The organism is Hymenobacter glacieicola, assembly GCF_014640315.1.
Taxonomy (GTDB): domain Bacteria; phylum Bacteroidota; class Bacteroidia; order Cytophagales; family Hymenobacteraceae; genus Hymenobacter; species Hymenobacter glacieicola.
In genome coordinates this window covers 325,139-340,040 of the sequence record NZ_BMGS01000005.1, presented here as the reverse complement: position 1 = coordinate 340,040, position 14,902 = coordinate 325,139, and the positions used below count along the sequence as shown (strand labels likewise).

13 protein-coding genes are annotated in these 14,902 nt (G+C 60.6%); 9 read left to right on the top strand and 4 right to left on the bottom strand.

Going from position 1 to position 14,902, the window contains the following annotated elements:
• The first annotated feature begins 109 nt into the window (after positions 1-109).
• The 7 genes from mnmH to IEW18_RS11420 all read left to right on the top strand — a co-directional run bounded on the left by mnmH (position 110) and on the right by IEW18_RS11420 (position 6,853).
• On the top strand, positions 110-1,162 hold the full coding sequence (gene mnmH, locus IEW18_RS11450) for a tRNA 2-selenouridine(34) synthase MnmH (protein WP_188557983.1): 1,053 nt from the start codon (positions 110-112) through the stop codon (positions 1,160-1,162).
• Positions 1,152-1,541, top strand: a complete 390-nt coding sequence (locus IEW18_RS11445; RefSeq protein WP_188557982.1) for a VOC family protein — start codon at positions 1,152-1,154, stop codon at positions 1,539-1,541. The genes mnmH and IEW18_RS11445 overlap by 11 nt, the downstream gene beginning before the upstream one ends.
• Positions 1,542-1,563: 22 nt before the next feature.
• Complete coding sequence (selD, locus tag IEW18_RS11440) at positions 1,564-2,622, top strand: selenide, water dikinase SelD (protein WP_188557981.1); 1,059 nt, start codon at positions 1,564-1,566, stop codon at positions 2,620-2,622.
• Positions 2,623-2,631: 9 nt separating this feature from the next.
• The gene (locus tag IEW18_RS11435; RefSeq protein ID WP_188557980.1) at positions 2,632-3,225 is read left to right on the top strand and encodes a PH domain-containing protein; all 594 of its coding nucleotides are present in this window, start codon (positions 2,632-2,634) and stop codon (positions 3,223-3,225) included.
• A gap of 180 nt (positions 3,226-3,405) precedes the next feature.
• A complete protein-coding gene (locus IEW18_RS11430; RefSeq protein ID WP_188557979.1) occupies positions 3,406-5,301 on the top strand; it encodes an ATP-binding protein in 1,896 nt (631 codons plus the stop codon).
• A gap of 50 nt (positions 5,302-5,351) precedes the next feature.
• Complete coding sequence (locus IEW18_RS11425; RefSeq protein WP_188557978.1) at positions 5,352-6,131, top strand: alpha/beta fold hydrolase; 780 nt, start codon at positions 5,352-5,354, stop codon at positions 6,129-6,131.
• Between the two features lie 14 nt (positions 6,132-6,145).
• On the top strand, positions 6,146-6,853 hold the full coding sequence (locus tag IEW18_RS11420; protein ID WP_188557977.1) for an SAM-dependent methyltransferase: 708 nt from the start codon (positions 6,146-6,148) through the stop codon (positions 6,851-6,853).
• Between the two features lie 56 nt (positions 6,854-6,909).
• Here IEW18_RS11420 and feoB read toward each other — a convergent pair whose 3' ends face one another.
• On the bottom strand, positions 6,910-9,093 hold the full coding sequence (gene feoB, locus IEW18_RS11415; protein WP_188557976.1) for a ferrous iron transport protein B: 2,184 nt from the start codon (positions 9,091-9,093) through the stop codon (positions 6,910-6,912).
• Between the two features lie 9 nt (positions 9,094-9,102).
• Positions 9,103-9,369 carry a FeoA family protein gene (locus tag IEW18_RS11410; protein ID WP_188557975.1) on the bottom strand — a complete coding sequence of 89 codons (267 nt, stop codon included), beginning with the start codon at positions 9,367-9,369 and terminating at the stop codon, positions 9,103-9,105.
• 261 nt (positions 9,370-9,630) lie between these two features.
• On the opposite strand from IEW18_RS11410, the gene IEW18_RS11405 reads away from it, so the two are divergent.
• Positions 9,631-10,497 carry a carboxypeptidase-like regulatory domain-containing protein gene (locus tag IEW18_RS11405; RefSeq protein ID WP_188557974.1) on the top strand — a complete coding sequence of 289 codons (867 nt, stop codon included), beginning with the start codon at positions 9,631-9,633 and terminating at the stop codon, positions 10,495-10,497.
• A 177-nt stretch (positions 10,498-10,674) separates the two neighbouring features.
• Here IEW18_RS11405 and IEW18_RS11400 read toward each other — a convergent pair whose 3' ends face one another.
• Positions 10,675-11,325 carry an OmpA family protein gene (locus IEW18_RS11400; protein ID WP_188557973.1) on the bottom strand — a complete coding sequence of 217 codons (651 nt, stop codon included), beginning with the start codon at positions 11,323-11,325 and terminating at the stop codon, positions 10,675-10,677.
• A 68-nt stretch (positions 11,326-11,393) separates the two neighbouring features.
• Entirely contained in the window at positions 11,394-13,907 is a 2,514-nt protein-coding gene (locus IEW18_RS11395) for a bifunctional UDP-N-acetylmuramoyl-tripeptide:D-alanyl-D-alanine ligase/alanine racemase (RefSeq protein ID WP_188557972.1), read from the bottom strand.
• 70 nt (positions 13,908-13,977) lie between these two features.
• Here IEW18_RS11395 and IEW18_RS11390 point away from each other — a divergent pair, with 70 nt between their 5' ends.
• Entirely contained in the window at positions 13,978-14,883 is a 906-nt protein-coding gene (locus tag IEW18_RS11390) for an EamA family transporter (protein WP_188557971.1), read from the top strand.
• Positions 14,884-14,902: the final 19 nt, after the last annotated feature.

The window sequence follows — 14,902 nt, the reverse complement described above, 5'->3', positions numbered from 1 at the left end:
GGGTTATGCTCCGGCGGCTTAATCCAGATTCTTCGCTCCGCGCGGAATGCCAACTGGCTGTTTTCGGTTTTGCTGGCACAGCGTAACTCTTCCGCTTTAATTCAATACCATGCCCCGTTTGTCCCTGTCCGACTTCCTGCAAGGCCCAGCTGAAGCACCTATTCTTGATGTGCGCGCGCCGGTGGAGTACGCCCAGGGCCACATTCCCGGGGCCGTGAGCTTTCCACTGTTTTCGGATGAGGAGCGGGCCCGCATTGGTACTACCTATAAGCAGATGAGCCAGGAAAAGGCCGTGCTGCTGGGCCTCGACTTCTTCGGTCCCCGCATGAGCCACATGGTTCGGCTGGCCCAAAAGCTTGCGCCCCACAAGCAGGTGCGCGTGCACTGCTGGCGTGGGGGCATGCGCAGCGGAGCGGTGCAGTGGCTGCTGGAGTTGGCCGGGTTTCAGGTTCAGCTGCTGAACAAGGGGTACAAAGACTACCGGCACTGGGCCCTGGCTGAGTTCGGGCAGCCGCGGTCCTTGCTAGTACTCGGCGGCCTGACTGGTTCGGGCAAGACCGATGTGCTGCAGGCCCTGGCCGCTGCTGAGCAGCCCGTGCTCGATCTGGAAGGACTGGCCAGCCACAAGGGGTCGGCTTTCGGCAGCATCGGGCAGCCGCCCCAGCCCACTCAGGAGCAGTTCGAGAATGAGTTGGCGGCGGTGCTGGCTACCCTGCCGGCCCAGGTTCCTACTTGGGTCGAGGACGAAAGCCGCACCATTGGCAGCATGCACGTGCCCCCCCCCCTGTTCGCCCAACTGCGCACGGCCCCGCTGATTCTGCTGGAAATTCCCCGCGACGTACGGGTGCGCAAGCTGGCTGAGGAGTACGGCCGCCACGACCCGGCGGCCCTGGCCACCAGCATCCTCCGCATCCGGAAGCGCCTGGGCGGCCTGGCGACCAAAGAAGCCCTGGCCGCCATTGGCGAAGACGACATGGAAAAAATGGTGAGCCTGGTGCTCGACTACTACGACCGGACCTATACTCACGGGCTGGCCGACCGCCCACTGGTGCGAGTAGTTTCCGATACCTGCGACCCGGCCGTGAATGCCGACCTGGTGCAGCGAGCCGCCCAGGAAGCCGGTTTTCTGCCTACCCTCCGGCCCGCCCCCCATGGTGCCTAAGCTGCGCGTGGCCCGCCCTACCGATCAGCTGGCCGCCGTCGTACGATTTTACCGCGACGGGCTAGGTTTGCAGGAGCTGGGCTCATTTACGGGCCACAATGGCTTTGATGGGGTAATGCTGGGGCAGCCGCAGGCACCTTACCACCTTGAGTTTACTTCTCGGCCGGGGCAGCTTGTTGGGCGGGCCCCAACAACGGACCATCTGCTGGTTTTTTACCTGCCCGACCGGCTGGAATGGCAAACAGCCGTTGACCGGCTGCTAGCCCATGGCTACCCATCGGTTCCGGCCGATAACCCGTACTGGGACAAGCTCGGGCTTACCTTCGAAGACCCGGATGGGTACCGGGTCGTTTTACAGCAAGCCGCCTGGAGTTATTAATCACGCGCCTCATACCAACCTTATGTCCTCTGCCTCCGAAACCACCGACCTCATTCGCCTGACGCAATACAGCCACGGGGCGGGCTGCGGCTGCAAAATTGCCCCCAAGGTGCTAGACCAGATTCTGCACACCAGCATTCCGCAACCCCACAACGACAAGTTGCTGGTGGGCAACTCCTCCCGCGACGACGCGGCCGTCTACGATATTGGGGGCGGGCAGGCCCTGATCAGCACCACTGACTTTTTCATGCCCATCGTCGATGACGCCTACGATTTTGGGCGCATTGCCTCGGCCAACGCCATCAGCGACGTGTACGCCATGGGCGGGCGGCCCGTCATGGCCATTGCCGTGCTGGGCTGGCCCATTGATAAGCTGGCGCCCGAGGTTGCTAGGCGCGTCATTGAAGGTAGCCGCAGCATTTGCGCCGAAGCGGGCATTCCGCTGGCCGGCGGCCACAGCATCGACTCGCCGGAGCCCATTTTCGGGTTGGCCGTTACGGGTCTGCTCGACATCAGCAACCTAAAGCAAAACGATACGGCCACGGCCGGCTGCGAGCTATACCTGACCAAGCCGCTGGGGGTAGGTATGCTCACTACGGCCCAGAAGCGCGGCATCCTGCGGCCGGAGCACGAGCAGATTGCGCCCCAAAGCATGATGCAGCTCAACAAAATCGGGGAGCCCTTGGGCAAGCTGGCGGCCGTGCGCGCCATGACGGATGTAACGGGTTTCGGGCTGCTCGGGCACCTTTCCGAAGTATGCGAGGGTAGTAACCTGACGGCTGAGGTGGACTTCAGCAAAGTACCCCTGCTACCGGAGGCCGAGCAGTACCGCGCCCAAAAGTCGATTCCTGGTGGTACTATCCGGAACTGGGACTCCTATGGCCACAAAATCGGGAAGCTTACCGAGGAGCAGCGCCAGTGGCTCTGCGACCCACAAACTTCCGGCGGCTTGCTCGTGTGCGTGGAGCCCGCGGGCCGGGCGGCGGTGCAGGCCGTATTTGCGGCGCACGGCCTGGCGCTGGAGCCCTTTGGTCGGCTGCGCGAGCACGCGGCCGGGGAGCCCTGGATTTTGGTGCGCTAAGTTAGCCGCATGAAACTGTTGCCTTTTCTGCGGCCGCTGCTGGAGGCGGCCGCCGCCGTTACCCTGATGGTTGTTGGGCTGCGGGTCATTACCAGTTTTTTCACGCGCAAAAGCCGGGTATATCGTCCCACGTTTCTGCGGCAGTTCGCCCTGCTGTTTTGGCCCCTGCTGTGCCTGGGCGTGGGCTTGCCGTTTCTGGGCACCTTTTTTTACGCCGGCACACTCTCGGGCTACGAGCTGATTCTGCTCACGGCCCTGGCCGCCGTGGTGCTGGGGTTTTCCATGCCGGCCTTCGTGCTGCACAGCCAGTACTACGCGCGCAACCTGCACACTACCCTCGTTTTCGACCCCAAGCAAAACGTGCTGGAAGTCTACGAAGGCCGGGTTCGGATTCCGTTTGGCAAGAAGGACATTGCGCGGGTAGAGCGGGTTACGTGTCAGTCGGAGCGGCTTTTCTGGAGCAACTACACCTACCTGAAGCTCTACCTGCAAACCGGCGAAGTACTTACCCTGACCTCGCTGCTGACCAACCTGGAGCCCGTCACGGAGTTTCTGCGCAACACGCCCCTGGAGAAAAAACAGCGCTGGTTTTGCTGGGCCTGAGGCAGGAATAATTTACCCAGACTGCCGCTCGTTTTCTTTGCTCGAAACAAGCTAAACTGTGGTGATATAAGGCGGTTACCGGCTTTCTATTTGATAGCAACTCCTCTATATTACGCAACCCAACCCCTGCCTACCCGGAGTCCATCAGGAGCCCGGCCATCTTATTGCCTCCCGTTGCTGATGCAGCGCCTGTTATTCCTCTGTTTTTTATTCTGTATTGCCGGTAAGGTAGCCGTAGCCCAAACTACGGAGGCTGCGTTGCTGCGGAAGCTTCGTGCCCAACCCGCCGATACGGGCCGGGTGCGGCTGCTCAATGCCCTCTGCTACGAGCTGCACGACAACGCGCCCACCCGCGCCCTCGCCTACGGGGAACAGGGCCGGGCGCTGGCCCGCCGCCTTCAGGACCAGCCCGGCCTGTTGCAGGCCCTGCTTAACCTGGGGGGCTGCTACGCCAACCTAGCCGACGGCCCGCATGCCTTGCAGCTGCAGCAGCAGGCCCTGCACCTGGCCCGGCGCCTAAACAACGTTGACGGCATTGTACGCAGCTACGCGGGCATGGGCGGCGTCTACCATGAGCGCAACGATACGGCCGCGGCCCTGCTGAACTACCGCCGGGCCCTGGAGCGCGCCTACGAGCCTCGCGTGAGCGTACGAACCCAGCTTATGCTCTTCGGCAACCTGGGCAATCTGTATTTCTACCTGGGGCGCCGCCAGGAAGGGCTGGTGTTTACCCGCCGGGCCCTGCAACTGGCCCGCCGCACCGGCGACCGGGCCGGAGAGTCGCTGTACCTGGCCGACCTGGGCTCCTTTTACCTGCAAATGGATCAGCTGGAGACGGCGGAAGGCTTGCTGCGCCAATCGGTGATGCTGGTAGAACCCCTGAACAGCCCCCGATTTGAAGCGGGTCACCTGGAACTGCTGGCTACGGCGCTGCTGCTCAAGTCGGAGTTAGAGGAAGCGGAGGAGCTTACCCGCCGGGCCCTGGCCCTTTCCCGCCGCATCGACTATAAAGAGCGGGTGCTGGATGCCTACAGCTTGCTGGCCGAAATCAACGCCAGCCGGCGCGATTTTGAAGAGGCGTTTGCCTGGCAAAACCGGTTCCGGGACCTGAACGACAGCCTGAACAGCCGCTCCCGGGTCCAGACCCTGACGGCCCTGCAAACCCGCTACGAAACGGCCGAAAAAGAAAGCCAGATCCGCCGACTTACGGAACGCGGCGCAGCCTCCCAGCAGCGCAACCGGGCCCTTTGGGGCACTATTGCGGCCTTGGTGCTGGGCCTGGGGGGCATGGGCTTGCTGTACTTTAAGCTGCGACGCAGCCGGGAGGCCCTGGCCGTTAACCATCGGTTTCTGGAAGAAACTACCCAAGAGCTGCGGCAGGTAGCCGCCTCCAAGGACCGCCTGTACGCCATTGTAGCCCACGACCTGCGCGGACCCGTTACTTCGTTTGCGGGCGTTACCGAGCTGATTGATTTCTACCTCAAGCAGGGCGACGAGCAAGGCCTGCGACGCTTGCCTGACCTCGTGCGCCAGTCGGCCCATCAGCTCAACCACCTGCTGGATAACCTACTCAACTGGGCCGTTAACCAAACCGGTGAGCTGGCCTTCCGCCCCGAGCGCCTACCCGTGGCCGAGCTGCTTAACCAGGCCTTGCAGCTCTACGCTAACACCGCTGAGGCCAAGCAGATCAAGCTCCAGCTGATAGCGCCCCCCGATATGGCCGTGTGGGCAGATTCGCACATGACCCAGACGGTGCTGCGCAACCTGGTGGGCAACGCCCTCAAATTTACGCCCAGCGGCGGCACCATTCAGCTCAGGGCGGAAGTACTGCCCGGCTCCGGCGTGCGGCTAAGCGTGGCCGATACCGGCTCCGGCATGGACCAAAACCAAGTGAAGGCACTGCTAACCGACGCGGGCCCCACCAACCATCCTATGCGCGGGCCTCGTTCGGGCACGGGGCTGGGCTTGCTGCTGTGCCGGGCCTTTATGCAGCGCCAGGGCGGCAGCCTCGATATACAGAGTATGCCGGGCCGGGGAACCACCGTATCCATTACCTTACCTGCTGCCCGGGCCTAAGGCCGGCTGGGGGGCGTTGCTACGGCCAAAGTTTCCATCTTTGCAGGGTTATGCTGCAACTTCACTTCCGCGAAATGGGGCAGGGCGCCCCGCTGGTAATTCTGCACGGCCTGTTTGGCACCCTTGATAACTGGCAAACGCTGGCCCGGCGCTGGGCGGAGGCGGGTCACCGCGTTATTGTGGTGGATTTGCGCAACCACGGCCGCTCCCCACACGCCCCGGAGCACACCTACGCCCTAATGAGCGAGGATGTGCTGGGCCTTTTCACTCAGCTTCAGCTCGGCCCCGATACTACCCTGATGGGCCACAGCATGGGCGGCAAGGTAGCCATGCGCTTTGCCCTCGACCACCCCACGCGCCTGGGAAAGTTGGTGGTAGTAGACATTGCCCCGCGCTTTTCCGATATGCGCCACCAGGACGATATCTTGGCGGGTTTGCACGCCGTGCCGCTGGCCGCCCTGGAAAACCGGCAGCAGGCCGACGAAGCCCTGGCCCGCTATATCCGCCAGGTAGATGTGCGCCAGTTCTTGCTGAAAAACCTGTACCGCCGCGAGGACAACTCTTTTGCCTGGCGCCCCAACCTGGCGGCATTAACCGCCGAAATGGACGACATCGGGGCCGAAATAACGGCCGAGCAACCCTTCGTGAAGCCAACCCTGTTTATCCGCGGCGGCAAGTCAGACTACGTAACCACGGAGGACAAGCTCTACAGCATCCCGGTGCTGTTTCCGAATTCCCAGGTAGAAACCGTAGTGGACGCGGGCCATTGGGTGCACGCCGAGAAACCCGAGGAAGTGTTCGGGCTGGTAAAGGCCTTTGTTGAACAGTAATTGCCCACTGTACCGTGAAAGGCACTCTTTACCTCATTCCCACCGTGCTGGCCGAGGACACGGCCACCCAGGTGCTGCCCCCGCAGGTAGCCGCTCAGGTAGCGGGGCTGTCTTATTTCCTGGTGGAAAATGCCCGCACGGCCCGGCGCTTTATTAAGGGAGTAGCCCCGCAGCAGGTTATTGAGGAACTGCGCATCAGCGTCATCGACAAGGACAGCACCGAGGCCCAGATTCAGGCAGCCCTGGCTCCGGTGGCGGCCGGCCAGAATGCGGGCGTACTTTCCGAGGCCGGCTGCCCCGGTATTGCCGACCCCGGCGCCGAGCTAGCCCGCCGGGCCCACCAGCTCGGCATTCGGGTGGTGCCGTTGGTGGGTCCTTCTTCCCTGCTGTTGGCCTTGATGGCCTCGGGTATGAACGGGCAGAGCTTTGCCTTTCACGGCTACCTACCTATTGAGCGGGCCAAGCGCGTGGCAGCCATCAAAAAGCTGGAGCAGCAGGCCCTACAGCAGCACCAGACCCAACTCTTCATCGAAACCCCCTACCGCAACCTGCCCCTACTGGAAGACCTGCTCCAGACCCTGCACCCCGGCACCCGCCTGTGCGTAGCCGCCAGCCTCACGGATGCAAATGAGCTAATACGGACCGATACCGTAGCGGGCTGGAAAAAGACTGGGCCGCCGGACATCCACAAGCAACCGGCCGTGTTTCTGATTGGGCACTAAAGATAGAAGGCCCGCGAAATTCGGTTTCGCGGGCCTTCTTACTAGGAAAGGATTTTCTACTTCAACAGCTGATAGACTACCAGGGACGACACGTAGGCCAGGCCCGTCATGTAGAGCATTTGCAGAATGGGCCACTTCCAGCCCTTGGTTTCGCGGTAGGTAGCGGCCAGCGTGCTCATGCACTGCATGGCAAACACGTAGAACACGAGCAGCGAAAATGCCCGGGCCGGCGTAAAGAACGGCTGCCCGTTCTCGTCTTTCTCGGCAGCCAGCTTCTGCTGCACCGTTTGCTGATCGGCATCCTGGCCCACGCTGTAGATGGTAGACATAGTGCCAACGAACACTTCCCGGGCGGCAAACGAGGTAATCAACGAAATACCAACCTTCCAGTCGAAGCCCAGGGGTCGAATGCCCGGCTCGATGAAGTGGCCGAAAATGCCGGCGTAGGAGCTTTCCAGCTTTTCAGAAGCTACCCGAGACTCAATTTCCGCCGTGCTTAGTCCTTGGGCCCGCCCTTCAGTAGTAGCCCGGCGTTCGGCCTGCTCCAGCGCATCGCCCGGACCGTAGGAGGCCAGCACCCAGAGCAGGATGGAAATGGCCAGAATAACCTTACCCGCCTGAAAGACAAAGGCTTTCACCTTCTCCACGATGGTAATGCCTACGTTTTTCCAGCGGGGCCAGCGGTACACCGGAAACTCCATGATGAAGTAGCTGCGTTCCGTGGTTTTGAGCAGGAGCTTCATGGCCCAGGCCGAAAGAATGGCCGCAAAGAACCCCAGCAAATACAGCCCCATCAGGGCAATGCCCCGCAGGTTGAAAATGCCCAGTACCGGCTCGTCGGGCACCACCAGGCCAATCAGCACGGTATAGACCGGAATCCGGGCCGAGCACGACATAAGCGGCGTCACGAAGATGGTAATGAGCCGATCCTTGCGGTTTTCAATGGTGCGGGCGCTCATAATGGCCGGCACGGCGCAGGCTACCCCCGAAATCAGGGGCACAATGCTTTTTCCGTTCAGCCCGAATCGGCGCATGATCCGGTCCATCATAAAGGTCACGCGGGCCATGTATCCGGTTTCCTCCAGCACCGCAATAAAGGCGAAGAGCAGGGCAATCTGGGGAATGAAAATCAGTACCCCGCCCAACCCGGCCAGCACGCCTTCGGTCAATAGGTTAATCAGCGGCCCGTCGAAATTGCTCTGGATAAACCCGTTAATCCAGGCCACGCCCTGGTCAATAAGCTCCATGGGGTAGCTGGCCCAGGCAAATACGGCCTGAAACATCAGGAACAGCACCCCGAAGAAAATCAGGTAGCCCCAGACCTTATGGGTCAGCACCCTATCAAGGCGGTTGCTATAGGGTTCGTTCTGCTCAGTGCGCGTTACCGATACGCAGTTGAGCAGAATTTCATTGATGCGCTGGTACCGGTCGATGGTTTCCTGGGCCTGCCGAGCCGTCGGCTCAAACCCGTACTGCTCCGTCAGCTCCTGAATGTAGGCCCGGTCGTCGGCCGTCAGGAAGCTGATGTGGCGGTACTGGTGGGCGTAATGCAGGGCCAGGTAATCGTTATGCAGATTGAAGTAGTAGCGAATCTGCCGGATCATGGGCAGCAACTCTTCCTCGGGCTCGTAAAAATGGGCCTTCGGCGCGCCCAACGTCTGGGCCATCACAATCTTGAGGGCCGCAATGCCCACGCCCTTGCGGGCATTCATCGGAATGATTGGCACGCCTAGCTCTTCCTGCAGCGCGGCCACATCAATCCGGACGCCGTGCTGCTCGGCCACGTCCATCATGTTAAGCGCCAGCACGGTGGGTAGGCCCATGTCGGCCAGCTGCGTAAACAGGAGCAGGTTGCGGCGTAGGTTGCTGGCGTCGGCCGTTACCACCACAAAGTCGGGGTATTGGGCGCTGGTCTGGTCGTAGAAAAGGTCGGTAATGACCTTCTCATCTAAACTCTTAGGGTAAAGCGAATAGGTGCCCGGCAGGTCAATGATTTCGGCGCGGTGCTGAGACGTGAGCTGGCTCGTGCCGGTTTTGCGGTCGACAGTTACGCCGGGAAAATTACCGACCTTCTGGTTGAGGCCGGTGAGCTGGTTAAACAGCGAGGATTTGCCGGAATTGGGGTTACCAACCAGCGCAATGCGCGTCAGCGGGCCCGGGTGGCGCAAGGCATTCACGTCCGGCGAAGCACCTGCTACCCCCACGCCGGCCCGACCGGAAAGTAATTGCCCGCCTACCATGTACTGAGGTTATTTCAGAAGAATAGTTGCCGCTTCACTTACCCGCAACGACAACGTGTAATCGGCCATATCGCCCACCACCAACGTAATGGGGCAGCCCAGCGGCGCCCGGCTGTTGAGCCGTACCTGCGTGCCCGGAATGCAGCCCATCTCTAACAGCTTCAAAGCCATCTCCGGATCTTTCAGACAACAAATAGTGCCGCTCTCCCCCAGCTGGAGGTCTTTCACGCTGCGAGGCGCGGCCGGCGTAGGGGTTTGAGGTTGGCGCTTGGACACGGGTGGGTTATTTAGATTTACTTCAAACAAAGGTACCACCCTTTTAGGTTTCGGCCAAAATCAGGTTTTTCCCAGATTCTGCCTCCTTGTAACTCGGTGCTATTCCTTAACTGATTGATTTGTAATTATTCCGCAGACAAATTGCATTGGTATAAATATTCTCAGAACACTTGCATTTAGTGCCCGGATTCATTGTAATTTTGGGATATCATATACTGTCTGCATATGCTCCAACGCGTACTTTCTCTTCTCTTTTTTGCTTTGCTTCTTCCAGCACTGAGTTTTGCTCAGGAGAACAAAATTTCGGGCCGCGTCGTCGATGAAAAGACCAAGGAGCCCATTCCATTTGCCTCTATTGGTCTGAAGGAAGAGCAAACCGGTGCCCTCACCAACGAGTACGGTTATTTCCAGATAGCCATGCCCGAGAAAAACCCTCAGGACTCGCTGGTGGTAGTAGCCCTGGGCTACTTCCATAAGGCTGTCCTGATTAAGCCGGGCATCAAGATTCAGGACATGATTATTGAGGTTCCCAAGCGCGCTATCGAGCTGAAGGAAGTGAAAGTAATTAGCAGCGCCAAAATCAAGAACCTCGACCTGGGCTCGAAGTCGAATACGCCGGGCGAGGGCATGATTCAGGGCATGCCGGGCAGCCAGTACGCTTTCTTCGTGAAAAACGACAAAGGCAAGAAGCTGGGTAACGTGCGCTCCGTATCTTTTTACATCGGTGAAAACGGCTTTCCGCGGGAACCGTTCCGCGTGCGCCTCTACAAAGCCGACGGTAACTACAACTCGCCCAACACCGACCTGCTAACCGAGAACATCGTGGTATCGGCTCCCAAAGGCGGCGAGTGGTATACCATCGACCTGACGCAGTACAACATTGAGGCGCCGGTAGAAGGATTTTTCGTGGCCATGGAGTGGATTGTGAGCGGCGACAAGTTCTACACCACCAACTTCATGGATAACTACACCCCCTACGGGCAGATCCTGCGGCCAACGTTCGAATTCAAGGAAAGCCGCACCTGGAACTACACCATCGGGCGGGGCTGGAGCCTGATTACGCTCGCCAACAACGGCATGCGCTACAACGCCATGATTCGGGCCGAGGTAGACCAGATCAAAGACTAATCACGGATTTAGACGGATTCGTCGGATTTCACGAATTCTTTAGCTGCCTGTTCAAGTCAGCCAGAACCAACAAGAAAGGCTTGCCAGATGGCAAGCCTTTCTTGTTATAAAGCAGGAAAGCAAAACAGTCCGCCTCGAAATCCGTGAAATCCGACGAATCCGTCTAAATCCGTGATCCTACTTGCGCACGGCAATTTCAACCCGGCGGTTTTCCTGGCGGCCGGCGGCAGTAGCGTTGCTGGCCACGGGAGCAGCTTCGCCCATGGGCTCAAGGCTTACTTTGTCGGCGGCTACTTGGCCGTTTTTCACCAGCCAGTCGCGGACGGCAGCGGCACGCTGGGCGCTTAGTTCGCGGTTGTAGTTTTTGTCGCCGCGTGAGTCAGCGAAGCCCATTACCTGAATATCCTTGCCGCGGTGGCGGCGGGCAATGGAAGCGCTGATTTCGGAAAGAGCCCGGGTAGCGGTAGGCTTAATAGTGGCTTTATCCGTGTCAAACAGTACTTTTTCTTCCAGGGCGTATACGTTGTACTGGTCGTCGCCGCGAACGGTAACTTCCGGCAGGTCAATTTCTTCCAGCTTTACATCGGCCAGCTTGGCTTTGGTCATGTCCCAAGCGTTGCTTACGGCGTTACCGGCTTTGTCGGCGGCATTTTCGGTGGTAGCGGCAGCAGAGGCAGCAGCATCACCAGCCGTCTGGCCGTCGCGGTATACTACGGCAGTATCGGCGGTAGCTTCCTGGGGTTGGTCTTTTTCTTCCGGTTTTTTCAGATCGGAGCAGGAGGCGAGCAGCGTGGTGGCGGCCAGCAAAGAGAGCAGGTGCTTTTTCATGGATAGGGGGAGTGATTGTATATCGGTCGAATTACGGAGAAAGGCGGCTAATGTTGGGCCAAGGGCTACTACTCGGCCACAAATACGCGCTTTACCCGCTCGCTCACGTTGGTTAGCAGCTCGTAGGGAATGGTGCCGATGCGGGCCGCCAGCTCCGTCAGGGGTAGCTCTTCCCCGAAAATCACAGCCGAGTCGCCGGCTTGGGCTTCGGGAATAGCGGTTACATCTACCATGCACATGTCCATGCACACGTTGCCGATTAGAGGAGCCCGACGCCCCCGAATGACGACTTCCCCTACCCCATTGCCAAAGCGCCGGTCGTAGCCATCAGCGTAGCCAATGGCCAGGGTAGCAATACGCCGCTCATGGTCGGCGGCCTGGCCGCGCCGGCCGTAGCCGACGGTAGCGCCGGCAGGCAAGGTTTTAATCTGCGAAATGGTGGTACGTAACGTGCTGACGGGCCGCAGCGCGTCCGGCTCCTGGCCGCTGGCTTCAACCCCGTACAAGCCGATTCCCAACCGAACCATGCTGTGCTGGGCCTCCGGAAAGCGCACAATACCAGCCGAATTCAGGGCGTGCTGCAGAATCGGGTAGCCCAGGGTAGCTTCGAGCTGGGGCGTCATGCGGTGGAAAGCCGCCAGTTGCTGGCGGGAAAAATCGTTGTGCTGGGCTTCGTCGGCGCCGGCCAGGTGGGTAAGGGCGCTGGCCACGCGCAGATGGGCGGCGTTGTCGCGCAGGAGTTGGCAGAGCTGGGGCAGATCTTCTTCGGCAAAGCCCAGGCGGCGCATCCCAGTATCGAGCTTGAGGTGGATGGCCGGCAGGGCCTGCTCCCGGGCTGCGGCCAGGTAGTCGTGCAGGCGCTCAAACGAGTATATTTCCGGCTCCAGGTGATACTGCCGCAGCTTCTGGAAGGCATCGGGCGAGGGATTCATCACCATCACCGGCAGACTGATGCCGTGCTGCCGCAGCTCCACGCCTTCGTCGGCGTAGGCCACGGCCAGGTAGTCGGCGCGGTGGAACTGGAGCAGGTTGGCTACCTCGTAGGAGCCGCTACCATAGGCAAAAGCCTTGACCATCACCATCAGCTTCACATTGGGCTGCAGGCGGCGGCGGTAAAAGTTCAGGTTGTGCACCAGGGCATCGAGGTTGACTTCCAGCACCGTGCCGTGGAGTTTCTGCTGAAACGCGGCCACAATCCGCTCAAAGCCATAGCGGCGGGCGCCCTTCACCAGAATAGTCTCGTGCCGAAACTGCTCGGGCTGAAACTCTAGTAGGAAAGCTTCCGTGTCGGGGTAGAACGCGGTGCTCAGGCCCTGAAAAACGGCGCTATGCTGGCTGATATCCGGCCCAATACCCACGAGACGGTCGACGCCGTGGGCAGGCAGCAGGGCAGCGGCGCGGGCGTAGAGCTCAGCCCCGCCCAGGCCCGACTCCAGCACATCGGACAGAATCAGGGTGCGGCGGCCCCGGCGGGGCTGACGGGTCAGGGCATCCAGGGCCAGGCGCAAGCCGGCCAGGTCGTTATTATAGGTGTCGTCGAGGACGTAGCAGTCGTTGAGGGCCTGCTTCATTTCCAGGCGCATGGCCACGGGCTGCAGCCGGTCGAGGCGGCGCTGAATTTCTGCGGGTGCCACCTGGCGCCAGAGCAGCACGGCCAGGCCGTGCAGGGCGTTTTCTACCGAAGGCTCATCGGCGAAAGGCAAGGTAAACGTATGCTCCTGGGGCCGCGGCCGGGCCCGCTCCACGCGTACCACCGTGCGGTCGGCGGAGGCTTCATGGATGGTAACCAGCAAGTCGGCTTCCTGGGCGTCGAAGCGGGTCCGCTGGCGGGTCCAGGCGCTGAGCACCGTGCGCGCGGGGTCAAGCTGCTGGCGGGCGGCGGCGTGCACCAAGGCATGGTCGGCGCAATAGAACAGCGTGTCCACGCCTTCGAAAAGGCTCATTTTCTCGGCTACTTTCTCCTTGGCCGAAGCGAAGCCGGCATCGTGGGCCGTGCCCAGGTTGGTGAAGATGCCGAGGGTAGGCTGGATAATGCGGGCCAGCCGACTCATTTCGCCGGGCTCGGAAATACCGGCTTCGAAGATGCCCAGCGTGTGCGTCTCGTTCAGCTCCCACACGCTCAGGGGCACCCCCACCTGGGAATTATAAGAACGGGGGCTTTTGCAGATCAGCTCGTCGGGGCTCAGCAGCTGGGCCAGCCACTCCTTTACAATGGTCTTGCCATTGGAGCCCGTAATGCCGAAAACCGGCAGGTGAAACCGGCGCCGGTGGTCGGCGGCCGTAGCTTGCAGGGCCGCTAATGAGTCAGGGACTTGCAGCAACCCGGCTTCGGGGTAAGCGCCTACCCCGCCCGGCACGGCCGCTACTGCTTCGATGATAAACAGCCGCACGCCTGCCTGGTACAATTCGCGTAGGTAGCGGTGGCCGTCGTGCTGGGGGCCGCGCAGGGCAAAGAACACGCTGCCGGCCGGGGTAGTCACCTGCCGACTGTCCAGGAGCAGGCGGTGCACCGGGGCGGGTAGGGCGGGTAGTTGCAGCAGGGTGCCGCCAGTAAGCGCAGGAAGGTCGGAGAACTGAAGCATAGCGGCGCAAAGGTACGGCAGCAGCGCGCAGAGCCGGCAGCGCGTATCTTTGGGTCTTACTCAGTGCTCCGTGTCTCTTTCTCGTCATCACCTGGCTGCCTTAGCGGCCTTCCTGATCTGGGGGTTCTTCCCGATTCCGTTGCGCTGGCTGGCCGGCTACCCCAGCGGACAAATTCTCTTCTTCCGGATTCTGCTGTCCTTGCTGCTCTTGCTGCTGATTCACGGCTTGGGTCGGCGGGCCACGGTGCGCCGGGTTTGGGCGCAGTGGCAGGCTGCCCCGCAAGCTGAGCGGCGGCGGGTGGCACTGAGCACGGGCGTGGGCGGCTTGCTGCTCACTTCCAACTGGCTGCTCTTCATTTACGTGGTAAACCAAGTAAGCGTACAGGCGGGCTCGTTTGCCTACCTCATTTGTCCTATTCTCACGGCACTACTAGGCTTTGTGATGCTAGGTGAAAAGCTGCGGGTTAATCAATGGGTAGCCATTAGCCTGAGTGCACTGAGTTGCGCGCTGCTGGGAGTTGGCGAACTGCATACGCTACTAATGAGCCTGGTGGTAGCCTCCACTTACGCCGCCTACCTCATCAGCCAGCGCAGCCTGCAGGGCTACGACCGGCTGGTGCTACTGACGGTGCAGCTGCTGCTGGCGGCCTTTCTTATTCTGCCCCTGGCGCCGCTGCTGGGCGCCCAGCCCCTGGCCGGCCTGCACGATGCGCACCTACTGCTGGTAACCGGCTTGCTCAGCGTGGGTTTCACCGTGGTGCCGCTTTTCCTGAACCTGTTTGCCCTGAACGTGCTGCCGTCGGGGGCGGTGGGCATCATGATGTACCTGAATCCGCTGGTCAGCTTTGCCCTGGCGTTTCTGTATTTCGGGGAGCGGGCTTCCACCACGCAGCTGGTTGCCTACGGGGTAATTTTGCTGTCGGTGGTGCTGTACAATCTGTCTTTCCCGCGCCGGCCACAGTCAATAAACAGGTAAAAACGGGTACCTTCGGGCT